Source organism: Umezawaea sp. Da 62-37, from assembly GCF_032460545.1.
Taxonomy (GTDB): domain Bacteria; phylum Actinomycetota; class Actinomycetes; order Mycobacteriales; family Pseudonocardiaceae; genus Umezawaea.
Map to the genome: position 1 here is coordinate 2062461 of NZ_CP135965.1, position 25111 is coordinate 2087571.

A 25111-nucleotide genomic window follows, 5' to 3' on the forward strand; every position below is an offset into this window, starting at 1 on the left:
ACCGCACCCTCGTGACCTGCGGCGACGCGAACCGGCCGAATGCCGTGCCGGGTGGGGGCTCCGCGCGTTAGGCTCGGGCGGGTGAGCACCGTGAGCGCCCGAGCCGCCGAGGCGGCGCTGCCGCGGGGGCTGCTGATCGCGCAGGCGTGGGCCGGGCTCGGCGAGGCGGTCGCGCCGCTGAGCAACGGGGCCGGTCGACCGCTGGCGCGGACGGTGAAGCTCATCCTCGACCCGCTGGTGCTGCGCCCGGTGCTCAACCCGCGCTTCGCCGCCGGGGCCGTCGGCTTCGAGCACGTGGACGCCCTGCGCGACCGGATCACCGGGGCCGGGCCGGTGCTGGCCGCGACGGCCGCGTGGTTCCTGGTGCTGAAGAAGGAACGGCGGCGCGCGGGCATCACCGAGGGCAACCCGCAGGACCTCTACTTCCAGCGCTGCTACGAGCTGGCGAGCGGGCACGGCGAGCCCCGGTCGGACCCGGCGACCGCGCGGCTGGCCGCCGCCGTGCTCGCCGAGGTGCACGGGCAGGACGGGCCGACCGTGGCGCAGCTGCGCGACTTCGTGACCGACCCCGGCCACGTGGGTGAGCTGGTCCGGCTGCTGGACGCCGCGTGGGCCGGTTCCGCCGACCCCGCGCCCGCGCCGGGTGCGGTGCGGGCCGCGGAGTTCCTGGCCACCTGCCCGTCGGACCCGGACGAGGTGCTGTTCGACGTGCTGGTCGCGGACCTGGCGGGCAGCTGGGGCGCGGTCGGGCTGAACCGGCCCGGTGTGGCCCGGACGCACGGGCTGACCGACCTGGCGCTGCCGGAACCGCCCGCGCTGGGGCGGGCGGCGTCGAAGAACAGCCTGCCCAAGCCGTTCGACCGGTCGATCGTGGAGCGGCTGTTCCCCGCGCTCACCTCGGCGTTCCACCGGGACGCGCTGGAGGACGTTCCGGAGCTGGTGCGGCTGGAGATCAGCCGGTCGGCCGGGGCGTGGCAGCTGGCCGACGAGGCGGGCCGGGTCGCGCTGGTGCTGGGCCGGGAGGCGACCGCGGCGCTGGCGGGCGAGCCCGTCGGACCGGCGGGCGGGGCGACCGCCCGGCTGCGGCTGCGCTGGGACCGCGAGGCGTACGTGCACCGCGCGCTGCGGATGCCCTCCAGCGTCCCCGACGGCGTCCGCGCGGACGTGCACGGCGTGCGCGAGGCCTACCTGCGGCGGCTCTGGGTGCGGGTGCACGGCCGCGAACTGCGGCACGACGCGGTGACCGCCGACGGGATGTGGGACCTGCTCGACGGCGTGCTGCGGTCGGTGATCCTCGACCAGCGCGACCGGCTGCGGTCGGTGTTGGAACGGCAGTCGGCGGGAGACCCGTGGTGAGGATCGGACGCGTGGACGGCGAGGTCCTCGTCGGCGAGTGGCCCGCGCACCCCGAGCGGACGGCGCTGCTGGAGGCCGGGGGCGCGCTGCTGGCGTGGGACGTGCTCGCGGGCGACGCCGTGCCGAGCGCCCGGATCCACGACCTCGGCCGCGCGGCGGAGTGGCTGTGGGAGGTCTACGGACCCGACGCGGCGGCCGCGGTCGTGGCGGGCGCCGACGAGGTGGAGATCGCCGAGGGCGACTGGCGGGTCCGCGACGCGGGCCGGGTCGCCGCCCACCTGGCGTGGGCCGACGCGTGGTGGCCCGCGTCCACGGCGGCCGGGGTGCCCGCGCTCGATCCGGTGCTGCTCGCCGCCGAACTGGCGGTCGCGGTCGGCGACGTCGAACACCTGCTGGACGACGAGGACGCGGTCGGTCGGGCGCTCGCCGCGGTCGGGACGCCGCCGTCCGACCCCGCGGCGGCGGAACTGGCCGCCAGGGTGGCGGAGCTGGCCGAGGACCACGGTGTCGTGCCCGCGGCGGCGCCGGTGCCGACCCGGTCGTCCTACGCCCTCGCGGCCGGCGGCGGGGAACGCGGGGACGGCGTGACCGTCCTCAGTGGAGCGTCTGCCGTCGACTGGGCGTTGGTACCGCAGGGAGTGATGGACGCGGCCGCCGACGCGGTGTGGACGCTCGTCCGCCGCCAGGGCTCGACGTTCCTGGAGGTGGAGGTCAGTCCCGGTCCACGGCCGGGGCCGCGGCTCGCGGCGCGCTTCGGGCAGGTGGACGTGCCCATCGACGGCACCGACCCGCTCGGCAGGCTCACCGGCCGGGTGGCCGTGCCGCCCACCGTCCTGCTGCTGCCCCCGGCGAGCCGCGTGCTCACCGTCTACGCGCCGGACTTCGCCCAGCCCGGCCAGGCCCCCGACCCCGGCGGTCCCGACCGCCGGGCGGCGATCATCGCCTACGCCCGCTCCCGCCCCGCCTCGCCGGACGCCACGCTGACCGAACGGCTGGCCCGGTGACCTGGGAGGGCCTGACCAACGAGGGTGTCCGACTGGTCCAGGCAGAGGATCACGTCGGGGCGGCGGCCGCGTTCCGCGCGGCGCTCGACGCGGCCAGGACGCCGGACGAGCGCGCCGCCACCCTGGTCAACCTCGCCGCGGTCACCCCGGAGCGGGCCGCCGCGCTGCTCACCGAGGCGATCGACCTGGCCGAGGACGACTCCGTGCGCGACGCGGCGCGGATGGCACTGGGCCAGGTCGGGCTCAGCGCGCGGTGGCAGCACTGCGTGGACCTCAACGCGCAGGGCGCCGGACTGGCGGCGGCGGGCGATCCGCGGGCCGCCGAGGTGTTCGAGGCCGCCTACCGGGAAACCCTGGTGGCGCAGGACTTCGAGGCGCTGGCGTGCCGGGCCGCCATCGCGGGCAACCTCGCCGGGGTCGCGGGCACCACCGAGGACGCGCTGCGCTGGAGCACCGAGGCCGTCGACGTCGCACGCCCGGTGCTCGCCGGGTTCGGCGACGTGCACGGGATCTCGGACGTGCTGGTGAACGCCCTCGTCACCCGAGCCCAGCACCTGCGGCACACCTCCCGGCTCACCGAGGCGCTGTCGGACCTGGACGAGGCGCTCGCCCTCGCCCCCGACAGCGCCGGGGCGCGCAGCGTGCGGGCGGCCGTGCTGGCCGCCGCGGGCCGGTTCGCCGACGCAGCGGCCGAGGCGGACGGCGCGCTGGACCTCGCCTACCGCACGGCGCCGCACCTGGCCGCGTCCGTGCACAGCACGCTGGCCGAGATCGCCGGGGCGACCGGGGACGCGGCCGGGAGCGCCGAGCACTTCGGGCTGGTCCGCGACCTGTCGGCCGCGACCGGCGACACGGCGAGCGAGGCCGCCGCCCTGCTCAGCCTGGCGCGGCTGGCCTACCTCGACTCCGACAACGACCGGGCCGACGCCCTCTACACCGAGGCGGAGGCCCGGTACGGGGCGGACCGGCGGGTGCTCGCAGTGTGCCTGCACGGGCGGGCGGCCGTCGAGATCGGCCGCGGTAGGCCCGCGGAAGCGTTGCGGCTACTGGACAGCGCGCACGACCTGCGCGGCGACCGGCCGACGCCCGTCGAGCTGATCGCGACCCACCAGGTGCGGGGCGGGGCCCTGGAGGCCTTGGGCGACTTCGCCGCGGCGGACGCGCGGTACGCCGAGGCCATCGCGATCGGCGATCGCGCCGGGCTGTGGCACGTCGCGCTCGGCATCGCCTGGTGGCGGGCGGACGCGCTGGTGCGCTGGGCGTCCACAGTGGAGGATCGCGCGGAATTGTGCGCGCGGGCGCTGGACCTGGCGCTGCCCGCCGCGCTCGCCGCCGAGGCCGTCCGGCAGCGCTTCACCCACGGCCCGCTGCGGGAGCGGTGGGTCGCGCTCGCGGCGGCACCCGCGACCCGGTCGGCGTTCACCGCCGTGGCCGCGCTCGGCGACGTGGACCTGGCCGCCGCGTACATCGACCACCTGGCCGCGACGGTCTCGCTGCGCGCCGAGGACGTCCAGCCGCTGGCCCGCGACGAACTGCTGTTCCTGCCCGCTCCCCCCAACGCCGTGGAAGCGCACCTGCCCTACGCCGCGTCCGCGCTCGCCGGTCCGACCGCCGACACCGCGGCCTCGTTCGCGCTGCCACCGCGGGTGCGCCTCGACCCGGCCGTGCCGTCCACGTTGGACTCGTGGATCGACGCGGCGGAACGGCGCTACGGGTTCCCGGTCCGCTCCGCGGAGGCGGTGGCGTCGTGGTAGCCGTGCAGCTGAAGTTCGTGGACGCGGGCGAGCTCTACGTGTCGTGGCGCTGGGAGCACGCCCTCGACCAGCCGCGCGTACTGGTGCTGCCCCGCGCGCTCGTCCAGGACGCCCTCGACGAACTGGCGCGGGCGGTGCCCTCCCCGTTGCCCGGCGAGACCGGCGGGCAGGCGCTCGTCCGCGCGCTCACCCACGGCCCCCTTCCGGACCGCGCCAGGGAGATCGCCCTGTCCGACCGGCTGGCCCGCGCCCTGCTCCCCCACCAGCTCGCCGCCGAGCTGAACGCCGTGATCGCCCGAGGACTGCGGCCGCACCTGCGCGTCCAGCCATCGCCGTCGACCGCGCTGGTGCCCTGGGAGGCGCTGCGGATCGACGAGGGCGAACGCACCGTGCACGCCGCCGACGTCTCCGTCCTCCCACCCGCGACCGTGCGCAACGCCCCCGAGCGCCGGGTGTCGCCGTTCCGCGGCCCGGTCGTCGGCGTCCTCGATCCGCGCGTTCCCGGCTTCGCCGACGCCTCCGCCCTCGGCTCGGTGCTCGGCCCGATCCCCGACGGCTCGGACCTGGCCGCCCTCGCGAAGACCCTGGGCGGCGCCCGCCGCGACGACCTGGACCGCGACGTCCTCGAACCCGCGCTCGCCGACGCCTCGCGCCTCCTCTACGTCGGCCACGTCACGACCGGCGGACACGGCCTGGACGCCCGCCTGCACCTGTCGTGCCGCGCGGACACCGAGGGCAGGGCGGCCGTCCTCGGAGCGCATCGGCCGCTCACCGCCGCGGACGTCGTGCTGGGACACCGGCCGGGGGCACCGAGGCCGTGGCGGATCCCCAACCGGGTGGCCATGGTCGCGTGCGAGAGCGGCGGCGACGTCCGGTTCGCCGAGCCCGCGGGCCTGGTCGCCGCGATGGTGCACGGCGGCGCGGAGTACGTGGCCTCGACCAGGTGGACCCTGCCGACCGACGCGGGCCTCGCCCACCTCGTCCCCGGCTTCCCGCCCACCGCCGTGCTCGGCCCGGCCGTCGTCGCGGTCGACGCCGCCCAGTCGGCCGCGGACCCGGTGGCCGCTCTCGGGGCGTGGCAACGGGAACAGGCCGACCTGTGGGAGCGGACCGGCGATCCGGCGCACTCCCCCGTCGTGTGGGCGGCGTTCACCACGGCCTGGGCGCCCGGTCCCCGGTGAACGCGGACGCGGTGAGCGCCGCTTTCGACCTCGGGACGCCGATCGGGGACCCGGAACCGGTGGCGGGCGGCGGTTCGCACCTGATGTGGCGGCTGACGACGACCGGCGGCACGTGGGCGGTCAAGCGGCTCAACCGGTCGCGGGAGCCGTGGTGGCTGGAGGACTACCTGGAGTCGACGCGCGTCCAGGAGGCCGCCGTCCGCGCGGGGGTGTCGATGCCCCGGCCGGTGCCGCCGCTGGATCCCGCCGCGCCGCTGCTGGCGGACGTCGAGGTGGACGGGGAACCGGTCAGCTTCCTGGTGCACGAGTGGTGTCCGGGGACGGCGTTGGCGGGCGAGGACGTGCTGGACTGGGTCGGCGCGACGATGGCGGCGCTGCACTCCCTGCCGGTGGCGGGCATCCCGGCTCCGCTGCGCTACCCGCTGGACCCGGTGGCGGACTGGGAGGACTGGCTCGACGCGGCGCCCGCGTCCACCTCACCCGACTTCCTGGCCGCGGTCCGCGCGCACCTGCCCGACGTGGGACGGGCGAAGGCGATCCTCGACCGGGTGCCGACCACCGGGCTGACCCCGGTGTTCACGCACCGGGACGTGAAGCGGGACAACGTGCTGGTCGCCGCCGGGGTGCCGGTGCTGGTCGACTGGGACAGCGCCGGGCCGGACTTCGCCGAGTGGGAGCTGACGCGGACCGCCCTGGCGTTCGCGCCGGACCGGGACGGGTTCCGCCGAGTGCTGCGGAGCTACCTGGACGCGGGCGGGAGGCCGGTCGAACCAGGTGAGACGGCCTTTTCAGGGGTGTTGCACGGCCGGTTGAGCGGTGCCGCGTGGATGTTGTGGCGGGCGCTCGGCCACCGGCCGGTGAGCGCTCCGGAACGGGCCCGGTCGCACGGGCACGCGCTGGAACTGCTCGATGATCTGCGCAGGTCACTGGCACTGCTCGCCGAGTGGGGCGACTGGCTGCGGTAGCCGGGACCGGCGGCGTTCGGCCGTTCGCGCGCCTCCGTTCGGCCTGATCGACAACACGAGCCAGGAACGCCGTTCTGACTCAGAGCGATCTCCGCAGGTCAGCGCATTCCTGGGAGCGCTCCCAGAGGAATTGACCCGACACCATGATCACAACAAGGTCCAACCGGACCAAACGGGCTTGGTCCCACTGGCGGCAGCACCCCCCGATCGACGGTGCCCGAACAGTCCAATTGCCAGGAAATACGGCCATATGCCGACTTCCGAACCCGATGACCATCCACAGTGGACTCCCCAATGTGTCCGGAAAATGCGGTCTGTACACCGCGTAACACTGCCGTTACCCTCCTGTCTGGGAGCGCTCCCAGACGCAGAAACGGATGGCCGCCCCAACGCATGAGATCCCTGACAAAGGCGTCGTGAGGAGATCGCAAAGATGAGTTCCCCTTCGAACGGGCACCCGAGCCCACCGCGTCGAGGTCCGCGCATCGCGGCCATCGGCGCGACGGTCGCGCTGTTCGTGGCGACGATCGGCGTCGCCACGAGCACCCAGGCGTCCGCCGCACCAGGCTGCAAGGTCGACTACTCCACGTCGAACTGGGGCGGCGGCGGGTTCACCGGGTCCGTCAAGATCACCAACGTCGGCGACGCGGTCTCCGGGTGGACGTTGAAGTTCGCGTTCCCCGGCAGCCAGCAGGTCGGCCAGGGCTGGAACGCGACGTGGTCGCAGTCCGGCACGGCCGTGACCGCCGCGAGCATGTCCTACAACGGCAACATCGCCACCGGCGGTGTGGTGGACATCGGGTTCAACGGCACGTACAGCGGCACCAACGCGGTGCCGACGTCGTTCTCGCTGAACAACGTCACGTGCACCGGCCAGGTGGGCCCGACGACGACCACCACCACCACCACGACCACGACGACCACCACGCCGGGCAACCCCGGCACCGGCCGCGTGGACAACCCGTACGCGGGTGCCAAGGGCTACGTGAACCCGGACTGGTCGGCGAAGGCCGCGGCCGAGCCGGGCGGCACCAAGGTGTCCAACCAGTCGACCGCGGTGTGGCTCGACCGCATCGCCGCGATCGAGGGCTCGTCGACCTCCATGGGCCTGGTCGCGCACCTGGACGAGGCGGTGCGACAGGCCGCGGGCCAACCACTGACGATCCAGCTGGTCATCTACAACCTGCCTGGCCGCGACTGTTCGGCGCTCGCGTCCAACGGTGAGCTCGGCCCGACGGAGATCGACAAGTACAAGAGCCAGTACATCGACCCGATCGCGGCGATCCTGGGCAGGTCCGCGTACTCGAAGCTGCGGATCGTGACGATCGTGGAGATCGACTCGCTGCCGAACCTGCTGACCAACGTCAGCCCGCGTCCGACGGCGGTGCCCGGCTGCGACGTCATGAAGGCCAACGGCAACTACGTGACCGGTGTCGGCTACGCGCTGGCGAAGCTCGGCGCCGTGTCGAACGTCTACAACTACCTGGACATCGGTCACCACGGCTGGCTCGGCTGGGACGACAACTTCGGCCCGACCGCCGACCTGCTGTTCACCGCCGCCAACGCGTCCGGCAGCACCAAGGCCAACGTGCACGGCTTCATCGCCAACACCGCCAACTACGGCGCCACCACCGAGCCGTACTTCAAGGTCGGTGACACCGTCGGCGGCCAGCCGATCCGCGAGAAGGCCAAGTGGATCGACTACAACAAGTACGTCGACGAACTGTCCTACGCCCAGGCGTTCCGCCTGCGCGCCATCCAGTCGGGCTTCGACTCCAACATCGGGATGCTGATCGACACCTCCCGCAACGGTTGGGGCGGCACTGCCCGTCCGACGGGCCCCGGCCCGACGACGAGCGCCGACGCCTACGTCGACGGCGGTCGCGTCGACCGGCGCATCCACCTCGGCAACTGGTGCAACCAGAAGGGCGCGGGCCTCGGCGCGCGGCCGACGGCTGCTCCCGCTTCGGGTATCGACGCCTACGTGTGGGTCAAGCCGCCGGGTGAGTCCGACGGCGCGAGCAAGGAGATCCCGAACAACGAGGGCAAGGGCTTCGACCGGATGTGCGACCCGACGTACACCGGCAACGTCCGCAACGGAAACAGCATGTCCGGCGCACTGCCGGACGCGCCCATCTCCGGCCAGTGGTTCTCCGCTCAGTTCCAGGAGCTCCTGAAGAACGCCTACCCGGCGCTCTAGAGCACCTGAGCACCACCCCGGATGCCGTCCCCGCCTCGCGGGGGCGGCATCCGCCTTTCCCCGGAAGGGTGACGGCGCCGCTCTGCGAAACGCCACCCGTCGATCAGGGTAGATTTCAGGTGACCCCTGACCGCGACAGATCGGACGGACCACGCCATGACCGCCACCACTCCGGTGGACACCTCGTCGTCGACCGCGTTCCGCGAGGCGAGTCGGCGTCGGACGTTCGCGGTCATCAGCCACCCCGACGCGGGCAAGTCGACGCTGACCGAGGCGTTGGCGCTGCACGCGAGGGTGATCTCCGAGGCGGGCGCGGTGCACGGCAAGGCCGGGCGGCGCGGGGTCGTGTCCGACTGGATGGACATGGAGCAGGCGCGCGGCATCTCGATCACGTCCGCGGCGCTCCAGTTCGCCTACGGCGACGCCGTGATCAACCTGCTCGACACCCCCGGTCACGCGGACTTCTCCGAGGACACCTACCGGGTGCTGTCGGCGGTCGACTGCGCGGTGATGCTGCTCGACGCGGCCAAGGGCCTGGAGCCGCAGACGCTGAAGCTGTTCGACGTCTGCCGCCACCGGGGCATCCCGGTCATCACGTTCATCAACAAGTGGGACCGCCCAGGCCGTGACGCGCTGGACCTGTGCGAGGAGATCAAGCAGCGGATCAACCTGGAGCCGATGCCGCTGACCTGGCCGGTCGGCGAGGCGGGCCGGTTCCGCGGGGTGCTGGACCGCGCCGACGGCGCCTTCATCCGCTACACGCGCACCGCCGGTGGCGCGACGGCCGCCCCCGAGGAGCGCCTCGAGCCCGCCCGCGCGCTCGAGGAGGAGGGCGAGGACTGGACGCACGCCGTCGAGAGCGCCGAGCTCGTGGACATCTCCGGCGGCGAGTTCGACGTGGCGAAGTTCTTCGACGCCACCGGCACGCCGGTGCTGTTCGGCTCCGGTGTGCTCAACTTCGGCGTCCGCCACCTGCTCGACCTCATCGTCGCCCTCGCCCCGCGCCCGACCCCCCGCGTGGGGGTCGACGGGACCTTCCGGGGCCTCGACGCGCCGTTCTCCGGGTTCGTGTTCAAGGTGCAGACCGGCATGGACAAGGCGCACCGCGACCAGGTCGCGTTCGCCAGGGTGTGCTCCGGGGTGTTCGAGCGCGGCATGGTCGTCACCAACGCGACGACCGGCAAGCCGTTCGCGACGAAGTACGCCCAGCAGGTGTTCGGCCGCGAGCGCACGACGCTCGACGTCGCCTACCCCGGTGACGTGATCGGTCTGATCAACGCCTCCGCGCTGCGCGTGGGCGACACCCTGCACGCGGGCAAGCCCGCCGTCCGCTTCCCCGGCCTGCCCAGCTTCGCCCCCGAGCACTTCGCCGTCGCCTACCCGGCCGACCTGAGCCGCGCCAAGCAGTTCCGCAAGGGCGTCGACCAGCTCGCCCAGGAGGGCGTCGTGCAGGTCCTCACCTCCGACCGCCGCGGCGACGGCACCCCGGTCTTCGGCGCCGTCGGCCCGATGCAGTTCGAGGTCGCCGTGCACCGCCTGCTCGGCGAGTTCGGCTGCCAGGTCAAGCTGGACCACCTGCCGTACAAGATGGTCCGCAAGCTCGGCGACCCGAAGCAGCGCGCCACCACCAACCTCGGCAACCGCGGCGAGTACTTCACCCGCGCCGACGGGACCGAGCTGGTCGTGTTCACCGACCAGACCGCGCTCAACGTCACGCTCCGGCTCAACGAGGGCTTCCTGCTGGAACCGCTGGTCGCCGGGACGACCTGACCGGTCAGAACGGGATGGGGGTCCGGGAGACCGCGACCCCCACCAGCACCAGGAGCGCGAGGCCGAGCAGGACGCCCGCGCTGCCGCCGATGAGCATCCCGACCCCAAGGGAGCGCCAGACGGGCGGCGCGGCGAGCAGGACGCCGCCGATGACCAGCACGCCGACCACGGTCCACGCCATCGCGGCCAGGTACTCGCCGCCGTCCCAGCCGAGCGACCCGAAGTAGTCGTGGCCGTGGGCGACCACCAGCAATGCGATCAACACCAGGGGCAGCGCGAAGCCCGTGAACTTGGTTCCCCGATGGGGTCGGCTGTCGGACATACCGCGATTGTGCCGGCGCCGGTAGCGCCGGTCGGCGGAATTCACAAGATCTCCACATGGTGTCCCGGACTCGGACAACCACGACAAAACGGCACCGGGTGTCATCAACTCCCCGTGGTGACCGGATTAGGCCACGCACATTTTTCACGTTAACGCACGTCTTTCCGGCATGCCCGTTCGGTGATCAGGATATATGGCCTATTCACCTGGAACGCCGCAGCTCAGGAACACGGAACAACCCGATCGGCCCATTCGACCGGACCCATCGACATTGCTGTCGATCCACCGGGCCGGTCGGCGATTTGCCGCCCGATTCCTCCGATCGACGGGTTGATAGATCTCGCACAACCCCTACTTTGAGAACCGAGCCTCGCGGCTTCCCTGCGATTTTCCCTGTTTGCGAGGAGACAACAGTGTTCAAACGTGCATTCCTGTCCGCCGCTTTCGCCATCGCGGTGGTCGCCACCCCGGTGTCGGTCGCCCAGGCCTCCACCGAGTCCGGCCCGATCACGGCCGCCGCGGTCACCGTCTACTACGACACGACGAGCGCGCCGACTTTCCGCAGCGTCATCCGGACGGGTGCCGCCAACTGGAACGCCCGCGTGTCCAACGTGAAGCTCGTCGAGAACGCGTCGGCCGCGACCCTGCGGTACCGCGAGGGCAACGACTCGCGCGGTTCCTACGCCAGCTCCAACGGCCACGGCACCGGGACGGTCTTCATCGACTACACCCAGGCGCGGCAGTACAACCCCACCCGCATCGCCGCGCACGAGACCGGTCACGTGCTCGGTCTGCCGGACCACTACTCCGGCCCGTGCTCGGAGCTGATGTCCGGTGGCGGCCCCGGCACGTCCTGCACCGTCGCCGTGCCGAACTCCACCGAGGCCGCACGGGTGAACAGCCTGTGGGCCAACGGCCTGGCGGGCACCTCCTCCGAGTGGAAGGTCACGGTCTACCCGACGGCCGTCACCGTCGGCTGATCCACCGACCGCGGAGTGGCGGTCCCCTGAACCACCACTCCGCGGTCACCTGAACGCCGGTCGGGATCCGTCCCGACCGGTGTTCTGCCGTTCCCGCACACCGCAGTCGACTCGCGTGGACGCGCTGCACCGCAACGCGTGGCCGGACCTGCGCGACGGACCGGCACGCTGTCCATTCCGGACGGTTGCGAGCACGACCGCCGATCAGCGGGCAGCCTGGCCGCGGCGCGTCGCCCTTACGACCGGAGACCCGCGTGGACGCGTCAACCAGGCAGGCGTAGGTTCGGTGGTGGCACCCGGTCCGGGGCCGTGACCAGCACGCCGGAGGAACCATGGAACTCGGGATCTACAGCTTCGCCGACCGCAACCCCGACCCGCTCACCGGCGAGCAGCTGTCCGTGTCCCAGTCGCTCGCCAACACCCTCGAGCGGATCAGGCTGGCCGACGAGCTGGGCCTCGGCTTCTACGGTCTCGGCGAGCACCACCTGGACAACTACGCGATCTCCAACCCCGGCACCGTGCTCGCGGCGGCGGCGAGCACCACCCGGCAGATCACCCTGAGCAGCGCCGTGACCGTGCTGAGCACCGAGGACCCGGTCCGGGTGTACCAGCAGTTCACCACCCTCGACCAGCTCAGCGGCGGGCGCGCCGAACTGCTGGCCGGACGCGGCTCGTTCACCGAGTCGTTCCCGCTGTTCGGCGCCGACCTCGGCGACTACGACGACCTGTACGAGGAGAAGCTCGCCCTCCTGCTCAGGATCGACCGCGAGGACCCCATCACCTGGTCCGGCCGCTTCCGCCCACCGCTGGAGAACGCCCGGATCCTCCCCCGCCCGTACGGGAAGCGGCTGCGCATCTCCGTCGGCACCGGCGGCAACCCCGAGTCCTCCATCCGCGCGGGCGTCCTCGGCCTGCCCGTCGTCTACGCCGTCATCGGCGGCGAACCGGAGCGCTTCGCCCCGCTCGTCGACCTGTACCGCCGCGCGGGCGAGGCGGGCGAGCACGCGCCGGAGGACCTGCACGTCACCATGAGCGCCATCGGCCTCGTCGCGAAGAACTCCCAGGACGCCAAGGACTCCTTCTACCCGTACTGGCTCGAGACCATGAAGTACGGCGCCAGGGCCCGCGGCTGGTCGATCCCCACCCGCGCCGACTACGACGCCTACACCCGCAACTGCCAGGCCCTCTTCGCGGGCAGCCCGGACGAGATCACCGACCGCCTCATCACCGTCGGCCGCCTCGTCGGCGCGGACCGCTACGCCATGCAGATGGACTGGTCCGGCGTCCCGCACGCCAAGGTCATGACCGCGATCGAACTCCTCGGCACCGAGATCCTCCCCGTGGTGCGCAAGGAACTGGGTTAACGGGCCACCAGCCCGTTCAGGTGCGCCGTCAGCGCGGGCGGGTCGGCCACGGTAACCGTGACCGACGGGTGGCGCAGGAGGTGGAAGGGGTCGATCGCGGTGACCGGGGTGTGGAAGGCGATGCAGGTGCCTGCCTCGGTGGTGGAGCCGAAGGTGAGGCCGCGGTCGCTGACGGACAGGCGGACGCCGATGGCCTTCCACCAGTGGTAGGGGCCGGTGGTGGTGGCTTCGGCGATGTTGGACACCGGTGTCGTGAGGGTCCAGGGGCCGAAGTGGATGGTGAGGGTGTCCTCGTCGACGTCCAGGTAGGAGCGGGACGGGGTGATGCCCGCGATGCCGAGCACGGCCGGGGCGGCCTTGGCGAAGGCGAAGGCGTACCTCATGCGGAGGCCTTTCAGCCGGTCTTCAGCGCGCCCTCGGCGTCGGGGTAGAGCTTGAGGACCTTGTCGAGGGTCGTGAGGTAGATCGGGGCGGCGACGGCCCTGGTCGGGGCGACGGTGCGCAGGTCGCCGCGGTCGGTGTACTCCACGAGCATGGCCAGGCCGACGGAGCCGAAGAAGGTGACGCCGGAGAGGTCCAGGACGACCGGGGAGGCGTCGGCGGCGAAGGCCTCGTCCATCCAGGTGCGCAGCTTGGGGGCCGTCACCGCGTCGACCTCGCCCGCCACGGTCAGCAGGACCGCGCCGTCGCGGACTTCCTGGCGACCGGTGATGGTCTCGCTGCTGCCGTCGGGTTCGACAAGATCGGTCTGCTCGGTCGCCATGTGCCGAACATTAGTGCGAGTCACCGCCTCCCGCACGGCGTCGCGACGTGGTCCGCCGCACAAGCCGCTCGGGTTGTCCTCCCTGGCGACGATCCCGCGTCAGCCCGTGGGATGACGACGGGCAGCCGATCGACCGATGTGGGCGGCCACCCGTTCGGAGCAAGCTCGGGGCACCAGCACCCCCACCCCCGACGGGACTCCGATGACCGGCGCGCTCGACCTCTCCCTGATCGGCGGGCCGGTTCCCGTGGTCGTCACGGCCTGCGCGGCGGCAGCCGGGGCGTTCCTGCTGTGGACCGGGCGGCGGACGTGGTGGACGCGGGTCGTGCCGATCGGCGCGGCGGCGTGCGCGCTGCTGGCGGTCGGTGTCGACGTGGCCGTGGACGTGGTGTGGCGGCCGTTCCCGGAGCCGCTGCCGGCGGTCGTGCCGGTGTGGCTCGGGCTGACCGCGTTCGGCGCGGTGCTCGCGGTCGCCCGGTGGCGGTACGCGCGGTGGCCAACGCGGGCGCTCGGCGTGCTGGCGGCGGTCGTGGTGCTGGTGGGCGGGCTGTCGGGGGTCAACCGTTACTTCGGCCAGTACGCGACGCTGCGGTCCGCGTTGGGGAGCACGGACACGGTCGCGCTGGACACCGTGGCGAAGCCCGCCCTCGACGAGGTCCGGGTGCCCTCGGGGGCGCGGCTGGTCGACGTGTGGACGCCGCCCGCGGACCTGCCCGAGCACGGCACGCTGTCCGAGACGCCGATCCCGTCGAGCACCGACTACCGGCCGCGCGACGCCGTGGTCTACCTGCCGCCCGCCTACGCCGCCACGCCCCGGCCGAGGCTGCCGGTGCTGGTCCTGCTGTCCGGCCAGCCCGGCACGCCGCGCGACTGGTTCGACGGGGGCGAGTTGAAGCGGCACCTGGACGCCTACGCCCGCGCCCACCGGGGACTCGCGCCCGTCGTGGTCGTGCCCGACCAGTTGGGCGGCACGACGGCCAACCCGATGTGCCTCGACTCGCCGCTGGGCAGGACCGAGACCTACCTGGCCGAGGACGTGCCCGGCTGGATCCGGCACCGGCTCCAGGTCGACGGGTCGCGCGGCGCGTGGACGATCGCCGGGCTGTCGCAGGGCGGCACGTGCTCGTTGCAGCTCGCCGTCCGGGCGCCCGCCGTCTACTCGCGGTTCATCGACGTCTCCGGGCAGCGCGAACCGACGCTGGGCAACCGCGCCGACACCGTGCGGGCCGCGTTCGGCGGGGACGAGCGGGCGTTCCGCCGGGTGAACCCGCTCGACGTCCTCAGGGCTACCCGGTTCCCGGACACCGAGGGAATGGTCGTCGCGGGCAAGGACGACTCCACCTACCACGACCAGGACCGAGAGGTGTACGAGGCATGTCTTCGCGCGGGGATGGACATGCGGTGGCGGGAACTGCCGGGCGGCCACGACTGGACGGTGTGGCGCCCCGGACTGGTCGACGCGCTGCCCTGGCTCGGCGAGCGCACGGGGCTGGGCGGGTGATCCGCCGGTCGCCGTTCACGTCGTCGCTGGTCCTGGCGTTGTGGGGTCTCGGCGCGATCACCGGCGGCCTCGTCTCGGGCCCGTCTGACGAGCTGCTGACCGACGTGGGCTTCGGCGCGTCCTCGCCGCTGTGGACGTCGCTCACGTCCGCGCTGTGGTGCATGAGCCTCCTGGGCTACCTGGGCACGACCGCGCTGCTGCTGGTGTTCGGCCCGATCGCCGAGCGGGAGTTCGGGTCCGGCCGGACGGCGCTGCTGTTCACGGCCTGCCAGGTGCTCGGCTGCTTCGCGGGCGCGGCGGTCGTGCGGCTGGGCGCGGCGCTGGAGTGGGACTGGCTGGCGTTCCTGGACGGCGACGTGGCGGTCGCGCCGTCGGCGGGAGCGGTGGGGCTCGCGCTCGCGGCGAGCTTCCGGCTGCCCGCGCTGTGGCGGCGGCGGGTGCGGTTGCTGCTGGTCGTAGGCCTGCTCGTGCTGGCGCTGTACTCGGGCTACCTGGAGGACGTGCTGCGGCTGGCGGGCGGGCTCGCCGGGCTGGGCGTCGGGTCGCTCGCGGTGCACCGCCGGTCCGCGCCGTCCGCCCCGTCGCACGAGGAGACGCGGGTGCTGGTGGCGCTGCTGCTGGCCGCCTCCGCGCTCGGGCCGGTGGTGGCGCTGCTGGCGCCGTACGCGAACGGTCCGCTGGCCTGGTTCGCCGACGTGCTCGCGGTCCCGCAGCCCGACGCCGACGCGGTCGCCTCCTACTGCGCGGAGCCCGACCTGGTCGAGACGTGCCGCAGCCTGACCGTGCAGGCCTCCTACGACCGGCTGCCGCTGATGGTCATGTCGGTGCTGCCCGCGCTGCTGCTGATCGTGCTGGCCGAGGGGCTGCGCCGGGGCAGGCGGTTCGCCTGGTGGGCGGCGCTCGTGGTCAACCTCGCGATGGCCGGTCTGCTGGGCTGGTACGTGGTGCAACTGGTGCGGCTCGGCGACGGTTCCGCGACGCCGGGCGCGGTCGTGGAGTACGGCCTGCCGTTCCTGCTGCCGGTGGTGATCGCGGTCGTCCTGCTGCTCACCCGGCACCACTTCCCGTTGGCCACGCCGGCGCGCCGGTTCTGGGCGCCCGCCGGTGGCGGACTGCTGGCGCTGAGCGCGCTCTACGTCGGCGGCGGCTACCTGGTGCGCGACCAGTTCACCCCCTCGCCGTCGTTCGCCGACCTGCTCGCGGACCTGCCCGCTCGGTTCCTGCCGCCCGGCTACCTCAACCTGCTGCCGATGCGGTTCAGCGCCGACGACCTGGTCGCCACGCTGCTGTTCGAGTACACCGGCGTCGTCTTCTGGACCCTCGTCCTGGGCGCCGTGCTCCGGGCGGCGTGGCGGGCGGGCCCGTCGGACGAGGCGACCGCCGCGACGCGGGCGCGCGACCTGGTGCTGCGGCACGGCGGTACGTCGCTGTCCTACATGACGACCTGGCGCGGCAACCGCTACTGGTTCACCGACGACGGCCGCGCGGTGGTCGCCTACCGCGTGGTGGCGACGATCGCGCTCACCACCGGCGACCCGATCGGCGCGTCGGACGCGCGGCACGACGCCGTGCGCGGCTTCGCCGAGTTCTGCGCGCACCACGGCTGGACGCCGTGCTTCTACAGCATCGGCCAGGAGTTGCGGGACACCGTCGACGCCCACGGGTGGAGCACCGTCCAGGTCGCCGAGGACACCGTGATCCCGTTGGCGGACCTGGCCTTCACCGGCAGGAAGTGGCAGGACGTGCGCACCGCGCTCAACAGGGCGGCCAAGGACGGCGTGACCGCGGAGTGGTGGGACTACCGCGCCGCGCCGCACGCGCTGACCGACCAGGTCCGGGCGATCTCCGAGGAGTGGGTGGCGGACAAGGGGTTGCCGGAGATGGGGTTCACCCTCGGCGGCCTGGAGGAGCTGTCCGGCGAGGGCGTGCGGTGCCTGATCGCCCTCGACGCGGACCGCACGGTCCACGGGATCACCAGTTGGCTGCCGGTGCACCGCGACGGCGAGGTCGTCGGGTGGACGCTGGACTTCATGCGACGTCGGGCCGACGGCTTCCGCGGCTCCATGGAGTTCCTGATCGCCTCGGCCGCCCTGACGCTGAAGGAGGAGGGCGCCGGGTTCCTGAGCCTGTCCGGCGCCCCGCTGGCCCGGCTGGACCGCGGTGGGCGGCCGTGCGGGCTCCAGCGGTTCCTGGACTTCACCGGACGGGTCCTGGAGCCGGTGTACGGGTTCCGCTCGCTGTTCGCGTTCAAGGCCAAGTTCCAGCCGGTCTACCACCCGATGTTCATGGCCTACCCGGACTCCGCCGCGCTCCCCCGCATCGCGAACGCGGTGAGCCGCGCCTACCTGCCGGGGATCGGCGCCCGCCAGGGATTGCGGCTCGTGAAGAAGCTCGTCATCGGCCGGGACGGCGGGCGGGCCGGGGCCGGGCAGCGCCGCTGAAGCGCGGACGGGCCGCGCGCAGGGCAGACTGTGGCGGCGCGGAGCCACGTGCCGCGCCCCCACACCCCGGAGTCCCCATGACCCTGTTGTACGCAGTCGTGCTCGTCGCCGTCGCCGCAGCCGTGGTGGCCGGAGTGCTCTACGCGCGCCGGACGCCGAAGCCGGGCGAGCTCCAGGCCTCCGCTCCGGACGAGTCGTGGCTGAGCAGGCCGCAGCCCGGCGACATCTGGTGGGCCGACGTCCCGTTCCGCGAGGGCACCGGCGGCAAGGTGCGCCCGTGCGTGGTCCTGCGCACCTACCGCAAGCGCGTGGACGTCCTGCGGATCACCAGCCAGGACAAGAGCGACCGCGCCGACCACCTGCGGATCCCCACCAAGGGCTGGGACCCCAAGGCGACCCACGACAGCTACGTCGACCTGTCCGCGCCGTTCCGGCTGAACGACCGCGCGTTCAACCGGAAGGCGGGCCGGATGAGCGCCGCGGCGTGGTCGTCGGTCCGCGAGCAGCACCCGACCGGCTGGGCCGCGTGACCGGGTCCCCCGCCACCGCTCCAGTACGCTCGGGTGATCCGAGGAAGGTCGAACAGTGGAGCAGGTGACCGCAGGGCCCCGCGCGCGCTACCGCGAGCAGGTCCGCGACGAGGTCCGGGCGCACGCCTGGGAGCAGATCGTGGAGGCGGGCGCGTCCGCGTTGTCGCTCAAGGCGATCGCCAAGAAGATGGGCATGACCGCGCCCGCGCTCTACCGCTACTTCGCCAGCCGTGACGAGCTGCTGACCGAACTCGTGCTCACGGCCTACCAGGACCTGGCCGAGGTCGTCGAGGCGGTGCCGGTCGACGCGGCCCCGGAGACGACGCTGCGGCTGCTCGCCGAGGCGCTGCGCGACTGGGCGTCGACCAACCCGCAGCGCTACCTGCTGGTGTACGGGACCCCGGTGCCGGGCTACTCGGCGCCGCCGGACGCGACCGACCTCGCGCGGCGGATCTTCACACCGCTGGTGACGGCCTACACCGACCTGCTGGGGAGCCCGGAGGCCGCGTTCGGCCGGTCCGTCACGTTCTGGAGCAGGCTGCACGGCGTGCTGAGCCTGGAGTTGGCGGGCCACTTCGCCGGCATGGGCGTCGACACCGGGGCCCTGTACGACGCCGAGATCCGGTCGGTGACCGGGAAGGCCTGAGCGCACCGGTGGTGCCGCCGCGGACGACGGCACCACCGGTCACGGGCCTACGGCGCCCAGGGGTTGGACACCGCCCAGCTCACGTCCTGGTTGTAGGACGAGGCGCTGTCGTAGGTGTGCGCGCCGCCGCTGGAGGCGACCCACACCTCCTCCGAGAAGTGCCGCATGTTCGTGCCCAGCTCGTTGACCGAGGCGAACCGCACACCGCCGGTTCCCGGCTGGGCGCAGAAGGTCGCGTCCTTCCGGAAGATGTCGGTGTTGTCGTTCGCCGCCAGGCGGACCCGGAAGTCCGCGTGCCGCAGGAACCGGCCGGGGAAGTTGCGCGACTCGAACGAGTAGCACGTGGAGTCGGCCAGACCCCGGCGGACGACGAACGTGGCGTCGGACTTCGCCACCGCGGCGCTGGCGTCGTTCACCACGTCCGTGCGGGCCAGGTCGGACTGGTGCCGCAGGTACCGGTCGGTGAAGCCGGGCGAGGTCACCCGGAACGACCGCGCCTGGTCCAGCGGCAGGTCGGCGCCACTGCGCCAGATCCCGGTGCTCGCCGCCCACGTGGTGTCGGCGGTGAAGCTCCCGCCACCGTCCCACGCGTTCGTCCCGCCCGCACTGGCGATGTAGACCGCCTCGCTGTAGTGCCGCAGGTAGGAACCCCGCACGTTGTAGGACTCCAGCGCGGTACCGCCCGCTCCTTCACGGGCGCAGAACGTCGCGTCGCCCGCGAAACCCGCGGACCCGTCGTTCGCGTCGTTGCGGATCCGGGAGTTCGAGTGCCGCAGGAACCTGCCTGGGAAGTTGCGCGACTCGAACGACAGGCACGTCGCGTCGGCCAGTCCGGGGCGCGCCCAGAACGTGGCGTCCTGCTTGGCGCCGTCGGAACTGGCGTCGTTGACGACGTCCGTGCGCCCCAACGAGTCCGCGTGGCGCAGGAACCGGTCGGTGTACCCGGACGTCGTCACCCGCAGCGAGACGAGCTCGCCACGGCCGACCTCCGTGCCGCGCGCGATGGCCAGCACGCGCTGGTTCACCTCGCGCACCCGCGCCTCGGTCATCTTCAGCACCCGGCGGTCGTAGGTGTAGAAGCCGTTGACCTCGTTCTCCACGTCGTAGGGCTCGGTGTAGACCGACGCCGACAGCCCGCGCGAGTGCACGAACTTGCCGACCTCCTTGGTGATGTCCACGTACCGGTTCGTCAGCGACGTCTCGTCCGGGTACAGCGCGCCGTAGGCGAACCCGGCTCCCGGCTGCCACTCGCTGCCGGTGACCCGCCTGCCGAGGCCGCCGTACTCGCCCAGCACCGCGACGCGCGTGGCGGTGGGGAGCCTGGTGCCGGTGGAGATCTGGTAGGCGTGGTCGTCGATGATGTCGCCGTTGGAGGGTTCCGGGTCGGACGCGCAGCAGTTCGAGCCGGAGTTGTGGTTGATCAGCCTGGTGTTGTCGATCGAGCGCACCAGGTCGACGATGCGGCCGTTGTCGTACTCGCCCCAGCCCTCGTTGAACGGGACCCACTGGACGATGGACGTGATCCCCTTGAGCTGGTCGACGATCCGGCGCAGCTCCGACTCGTAGTTGGCGTGGCTGGCGACCGGGGTGTCGTCGACCGAGTCGAGGGCGGGCATGTCCTGCCACACCATCAGCCCGAGCTTGTCCGCGTGGTAGAACCAGCGGGCCGGTTCGACCTTGATGTGCTTGCGGACCATGTTGAAGCCCAACGCCTTCTGGCGCTCCAGGTCGAACTTGAGCGCCGCGTCGGTGGGCGCGGTGTAGATGCCGTCGGGCCAGTAGCCCTGGTCCAGCGTACCGAGCTGGAACACGAACTTCCCGTTCAGCGTCGGCCGCAGCACCCCGCCGATCATCGCCTTGCCGACCGACCGCATGCCGAAGTAGCCGGTGACGGCGTCCCCTCCCCCGGTGCCCGTCAGGGTCACCCGCAGGTCGTAGAGGAACGGGTCGTCGGGCGACCACAGCCGGGCGTTCGGGACGGGGATCCGCAGGTGCGAACCGGTCGCGCCGGTGGCGGTCCCGACGACCTGGCCGCCGCTGAGCACCTCGGCGCGGGCCTGCACGCCGGACGTGCCCTGCACCACCAGGTCGAGCACACCCGCCGGGACGTCCGGGGTGGTGTCGAGCCGGGTGATGCTCGCGGTGTTGACCGGTTCCAGCCACACCGTCTGCCAGATCCCGGAGGACGCGGTGTAGAAGATGCCGCTGGGGTTCTTGCGCTGCTTGCCGATCGGGAACAGGCCGCCGTCGACGGTCGAGCGCGCGCCGACGATGATCTCGTTCTCACCGGCCTTCAGCGCGGACGTGATGTCGATCGAGAACGCGTCGTAGCCGCCGGTGTGCGTGGAGCCGACGCGGACGCCGTTGACCCACACGCGGGTCTCCCAGGTGACCGCGCCGAAGTTGAGCTTCACCCTTCGACCGTTCCAGGTGGACGGGATGGTCACACCCCGGCGGTAGTACATGTTGTCCTCGTGCCGCTTGATCCCCGACAGCGCGGACTCGATCGGGTAGGGCACCAGGACGCCCTCGGCGAGCGTGCGGCCGATGGGCGGCGAGTCGAGGTTGGGGGCTCCGGCGAACTCCCACACCCCGTTGAGGTTCAGCCACTCCGAGCGCACCAGCTGCGGACGCGGGTACTCGGGGAGGGCGTTGGTCGGCGACACCTGGGAGGTCCAGGGCGTCGTGAGCTGGAACGGCTTCGGCTGCCAGGTGGCAGCCGAAGCCGTTGGTGCGACGGCGACCACGGCCGTCGTCGCGACTAAGAGACCGGTGACGACGCTCAGGACGCGTCGGAACGAGAACATGGTGGCTCCAAGACTTCGCAGGGGGAAGCGGATGGGCCGAACGGGTGGGGCGGACCTCCTATCTCCTGGTCTTCGTGCGGGCGAGCGACCGCTGGAGGATCACCACCAGGAGCAGGAACGCCCCGCTGACCACCGACTGGTAGTTGCTGTCGAGCGTGCCGATCTGGTTGATGATGTTCTGGATGACGTTGCGCAGCCCCACGCCGATGACCGTGCCGAGCACGGTGCCCGCGCCGCCGGTGAGCAGGGTGCCGCCGATGACGACCACCGAGATGGCGTCCAGTTCGGTGCCCACGCCGATCACGGTGACGCCGGACTGCAGGTAGGCCGCCGTCAGGGCGCCGGCCAGTCCGGAGAGCACACCGCTCATCGTGTAGACGGTGATCTTGGTGCGCGCGACCGGGAGCCCCATCAGCAGCGCGGACTGCTCCGCGCCGCCGGTGGCGAACACCGACTGGCCGAACCTGGTGCGGCGCAGGACGACCGCGCCGATCACGCAGAGGACCAGTGCGATGAACACCGGGTACCCGAACCCGCCGATCGTGCCGCGGCCCAGCTCGATGAACGCCGAGTCGGCGGGCACGCGGTAGGTGTTCGAGCCCTCGTCGGTGATCGCCAGCAGCAGGCCGCGGGCGAACAGCAGCGACGCCAGCGTCACGATGAACGGCGCCATCTTCGTCCTGGCCACCAGCACGCCGTTGACGAACCCGATCAGCCCGCACACCGCGAGCGGCAGCGCCAGCGCGGCCAGGAAGCCGTACTGGGAGGCGTAGGCCGCCAGCACGCCGCCCAGCGCGTACAGCGACCCCACGGACAGGTCGATGCCGCCGGTGATGATCACGAACGTCATGCCGAGCGCGATCACCGCCAGGAACGAGCTCTGCAGCGCCAGGTCGCGCAGGTTGTCCAGGCTGCCGAAGCGCGGGAACGAGAACCACGCGACGGCCACCACGATCACCAGCGCGATGGCCGCGCCCTGCCGTTGCAGGACACCGGTCATCAGCTCGCGGCGGGTGGTGGCCGCGGTGTCCGGAGGATCGGTGATCACGGCGGTCAACGGGTGCTCCGTTCACGGGCGACGTACACCGCGACGACGATGATCGCGGCCTGGACCATCTGCGCGGTCGAGTCGGGCAGGTTGTGCTTGATGAGCGTGGCGCGCACCAGCTGCATGAGGATCACGCCGAACACCGTGCCGAGGATCCGCACCCGGCCACCGGTGAGCGCCGTGCCGCCGACGACCACCGCGGTGATCGCCGACAGCTCCATCAGCATCCCGACGTCGGCCGGGTCGCTGGCGCTCAGGCGCGCGGTCGCGAGCACGCCCGCCACGGCCGCGAGCAGGCCGCAGATCGCGTACACGCCGACCAGCACGGCCTTGACCGGCAGGCCCGCCAGCGCGCTGGCGGTGCGGTTGCCGCCGATCGCGACCAGCCTGCGGCCGAACGTGGTGCGCCCGACGAGCAGCGCCATCACGACCGACAGCAGGCCCGCGACCCACACGCTGATCGGGATTCCCGCCAGGTCGCCCGTGCCCAGTTCGAGGAACGTCTTGTCGTGCAGCTGCACCAGCTGGCCGTTGGCTATCACGAGCGCGAGCCCGCGGCCGCCGACCAGCAGCGCCAGTGTCGCCACGATCGGCTGGATGCCGAGGTGGGCCACCAGGAACCCGTTGAACGTCCCGGCCACGATCCCCACCACCAGCGCGATGGCGATGGCGGGGATCGGACCGGCGCCCAGGTACAGCGGGATGAGCGACGCGGCGAGCGCCATGACGGCGCCGACCGACAGGTCGACGCCCTCGGTGCCGATCACCAGCGCCATGCCCAGCGCCACGATGCAGACCGGCGCGGCCTGCACCAGCTGCGTGCGGAAGTTGCCCAGCGTCAGGAAGTTCGCGGTGAAGAACACGTTGAACAGCAGCAGCACGACGACGGCGACGTACACGCCGTACTCCTGGAGCCACCGGGCCACGCGGGCGCGGTCGATCCCGCCCGCCGTCGCCGTCATCGCGGTCATGGCGCCTCCCCCGCGATCGCGGCGAGCACCTTGTCCTGGGTCAGGTCGTCCCCGGACAGCTCTCCCACCACCGCTCCGTCCTTGAGCACGACCAGCCGGTCAGCCCCGTCGAGCAGTTCCTCCATCTCCGAGGAGATCAGCAGCACGGCCAAGCCTTCCTGGGCGAGTTCGTCGATCAGCGCCTGCACCTCGGCCTTGGCGCCGACGTCGATGCCGCGGGTCGGCTCGTCGAGCAGCAGGACCTTCGGCTTGGTGCACAGCCAGCGGGCCAGCAGCACCTTCTGCTGGTTACCGCCGGACAGCTCCGACACGAGCTGGTCGGGGTTGGACACCTTGATGCGCAGGCGCTTCACGAAGGTGTCGACGATCCGGTCCTGCTTGTCCCTGCTGACCACGCCGAAGCGGGACAGCTGGGGCAGCGCGGCGAGCACGATGTTCTCCCGCACGGACAGGTTGGGGATGATCCCCTCCGCCTTGCGGTCCTCCGCCAGCATGTTGACGCCCGCGGCCATCGCCGCGCCGACGTCACCCGACTTCAGCGCCTTGCCGCCGACCAGCACCGTGCCGCCGTCCAGCGGCAGCGCGCCGACGATGGCCCGCGCGGTCTCCGTGCGGCCGGAGCCGAGCAGCCCGGCGAGGCCGACGACCTCACCGGGCCGGATCGACACCGACACGTCGGACAGCCGGACGCCGCTGGACAGGTTCTCCGCCCGCAGGATCGGCTCCCGCCCGGCGTGGTGGTCCTCGCCGAACGCGGTCGCGCCGTGCTCGCGGATGTCGTTGACGCTGCGGCCGAGCATCATCGACACCAGTTCGATGCGCGAGAGGTCGTTCAGCGGCCCGGTGTGGACCAGCTTCCCGTCCCGGAGCACCGTGACCTGGTCGCAGATCCGGTACAGCTCGTCCATCCGGTGGCTCACGTAGACGACCGCGATGCCCTTGTCGTGCAGCTGCTCGACGACCGAGAACAGCGTCTCGACCTCGCGCGGCTCCAACGACGACGTCGGCTCGTCCATGATCACCACGTCGGCGTCGGTGGACACCGCCCGCACCAGCGCGACCATCTGCTGGGCGCCGACGCTGAGCGTCCCGAGCGGGCGCTTCACGTCGGTGTGGATCCCGTAGCCGCCCAGCAGCTCCGCGGCCTTGCGGTTCATCTCGGCCCAGTCCACGAGGCCGAACCGGTTCCGCGGCTCGCGGCCGAGGAACACGTTGGCCGCCACGCTCATCAGCGGGACGAGGTTGACCTCCTGGTAGATCGTGGAGATCCCGGCCTCCTGCGCCCGCACCGGGCGGTCGAAGGACACCACCTCGCCCCGCAGCCGGACCTCGCCGGAGTCGGGGCGGTGCACGCCCGTGAGCACTTTGATCAGCGTGGACTTGCCCGCGCCGTTCTCCCCGACCAGGGCGTGCACCTCCCCCGGCCGCACCGCGAACGACACCCCGTCGAGCGCGCGAACGCCGACGAATTCCTTCACGACGTCGGTTACCTCCAGCACCGGTTCCAC

20 protein-coding genes are annotated in these 25111 nt (G+C 72.4%); 13 read left to right on the forward strand and 7 right to left on the reverse strand.

Annotated elements, in window-relative coordinates:
* Positions 1–81: 81 nt before the first annotated feature.
* From RM788_RS08830 to RM788_RS08860, 7 genes are all read left to right on the forward strand, one after another.
* Positions 82–1356, forward strand: a complete 1275-nt coding sequence (locus tag RM788_RS08830; protein WP_315931072.1) for a hypothetical protein — start codon at positions 82–84, stop codon at positions 1354–1356.
* Entirely contained in the window at positions 1353–2360 is a 1008-nt protein-coding gene (locus RM788_RS08835; protein ID WP_315931073.1) for a hypothetical protein, read from the forward strand. The genes RM788_RS08830 and RM788_RS08835 overlap by 4 nt, the downstream gene beginning before the upstream one ends.
* Positions 2357–4114: a hypothetical protein gene (locus RM788_RS08840; RefSeq protein ID WP_315931074.1), complete on the forward strand. Its 1758-nt coding sequence runs from the start codon at positions 2357–2359 to the stop codon at positions 4112–4114. The genes RM788_RS08835 and RM788_RS08840 overlap by 4 nt, the downstream gene beginning before the upstream one ends.
* Positions 4108–5295, forward strand: coding sequence for a CHAT domain-containing protein (locus tag RM788_RS08845; protein ID WP_315931075.1), 1188 nt, complete (start codon positions 4108–4110; stop codon positions 5293–5295). The genes RM788_RS08840 and RM788_RS08845 overlap by 7 nt, the downstream gene beginning before the upstream one ends.
* A gap of 11 nt (positions 5296–5306) precedes the next feature.
* Complete coding sequence (locus RM788_RS08850) at positions 5307–6260, forward strand: aminoglycoside phosphotransferase family protein (protein ID WP_315931076.1); 954 nt, start codon at positions 5307–5309, stop codon at positions 6258–6260.
* 433 nt (positions 6261–6693) lie between these two features.
* Positions 6694–8460, forward strand: coding sequence for a glycoside hydrolase family 6 protein (locus RM788_RS08855; RefSeq protein ID WP_315931077.1), 1767 nt, complete (start codon positions 6694–6696; stop codon positions 8458–8460).
* Between the two features lie 156 nt (positions 8461–8616).
* Complete coding sequence (locus RM788_RS08860; protein WP_315931078.1) at positions 8617–10230, forward strand: peptide chain release factor 3; 1614 nt, start codon at positions 8617–8619, stop codon at positions 10228–10230.
* Between the two features lie 4 nt (positions 10231–10234).
* On the opposite strand, the gene RM788_RS08865 is transcribed toward RM788_RS08860, so the two are convergent.
* Complete coding sequence (locus tag RM788_RS08865) at positions 10235–10552, reverse strand: hypothetical protein (RefSeq protein WP_315931079.1); 318 nt, start codon at positions 10550–10552, stop codon at positions 10235–10237.
* A 413-nt stretch (positions 10553–10965) separates the two neighbouring features.
* Here RM788_RS08865 and RM788_RS08870 point away from each other — a divergent pair, with 413 nt between their 5' ends.
* Together RM788_RS08870 and RM788_RS08875 are read left to right on the forward strand one after the other, a co-directional pair.
* Entirely contained in the window at positions 10966–11532 is a 567-nt protein-coding gene (locus RM788_RS08870; protein ID WP_315931080.1) for a snapalysin family zinc-dependent metalloprotease, read from the forward strand.
* 332 nt (positions 11533–11864) lie between these two features.
* A complete protein-coding gene (locus RM788_RS08875; protein ID WP_315931081.1) occupies positions 11865–12896 on the forward strand; it encodes an LLM class flavin-dependent oxidoreductase in 1032 nt (343 codons plus the stop codon).
* On the opposite strand, the gene RM788_RS08880 is transcribed toward RM788_RS08875, so the two are convergent.
* Positions 12893–13279: a hypothetical protein gene (locus RM788_RS08880; RefSeq protein ID WP_315931082.1), complete on the reverse strand. Its 387-nt coding sequence runs from the start codon at positions 13277–13279 to the stop codon at positions 12893–12895. The two genes, RM788_RS08875 and RM788_RS08880, sit on opposite strands and share 4 nt — an antisense overlap.
* A gap of 11 nt (positions 13280–13290) precedes the next feature.
* A complete protein-coding gene (locus tag RM788_RS08885; RefSeq protein ID WP_315931083.1) occupies positions 13291–13659 on the reverse strand; it encodes an anti-sigma factor antagonist in 369 nt (122 codons plus the stop codon).
* A gap of 202 nt (positions 13660–13861) precedes the next feature.
* Here RM788_RS08885 and RM788_RS08890 point away from each other — a divergent pair, with 202 nt between their 5' ends.
* From RM788_RS08890 to RM788_RS08905, 4 genes are all read left to right on the forward strand, one after another.
* Positions 13862–15160 (forward strand): alpha/beta hydrolase, encoded by a 1299-nt coding sequence (locus RM788_RS08890; RefSeq protein ID WP_315931084.1) that lies wholly within the window; start codon positions 13862–13864, stop codon positions 15158–15160.
* Positions 15157–17601: a bifunctional lysylphosphatidylglycerol flippase/synthetase MprF gene (locus RM788_RS08895; RefSeq protein WP_315931085.1), complete on the forward strand. Its 2445-nt coding sequence runs from the start codon at positions 15157–15159 to the stop codon at positions 17599–17601. The genes RM788_RS08890 and RM788_RS08895 overlap by 4 nt, the downstream gene beginning before the upstream one ends.
* A gap of 77 nt (positions 17602–17678) precedes the next feature.
* Complete coding sequence (locus RM788_RS08900) at positions 17679–18131, forward strand: type II toxin-antitoxin system PemK/MazF family toxin (RefSeq protein ID WP_315931086.1); 453 nt, start codon at positions 17679–17681, stop codon at positions 18129–18131.
* A 64-nt stretch (positions 18132–18195) separates the two neighbouring features.
* The gene (locus RM788_RS08905) at positions 18196–18777 is read left to right on the forward strand and encodes a TetR/AcrR family transcriptional regulator (RefSeq protein WP_315931087.1); all 582 of its coding nucleotides are present in this window, start codon (positions 18196–18198) and stop codon (positions 18775–18777) included.
* 47 nt (positions 18778–18824) lie between these two features.
* Here RM788_RS08905 and RM788_RS08910 read toward each other — a convergent pair whose 3' ends face one another.
* Genes RM788_RS08910 through RM788_RS08925 form a run of 4 tightly spaced genes read right to left on the reverse strand, consistent with a single transcriptional unit; the run spans position 18825 to position 25111 of the window.
* Positions 18825–21584 (reverse strand): AbfB domain-containing protein, encoded by a 2760-nt coding sequence (locus RM788_RS08910; protein WP_315931088.1) that lies wholly within the window; start codon positions 21582–21584, stop codon positions 18825–18827.
* A 58-nt stretch (positions 21585–21642) separates the two neighbouring features.
* The gene (locus tag RM788_RS08915; protein ID WP_315934594.1) at positions 21643–22584 is read right to left on the reverse strand and encodes an ABC transporter permease; all 942 of its coding nucleotides are present in this window, start codon (positions 22582–22584) and stop codon (positions 21643–21645) included.
* 53 nt (positions 22585–22637) lie between these two features.
* Positions 22638–23594, reverse strand: coding sequence for an ABC transporter permease (locus tag RM788_RS08920; RefSeq protein WP_315934595.1), 957 nt, complete (start codon positions 23592–23594; stop codon positions 22638–22640).
* Positions 23595–23599: 5 nt separating this feature from the next.
* Positions 23600–25111: a sugar ABC transporter ATP-binding protein gene (locus tag RM788_RS08925; protein ID WP_315931089.1), complete on the reverse strand. Its 1512-nt coding sequence runs from the start codon at positions 25109–25111 to the stop codon at positions 23600–23602.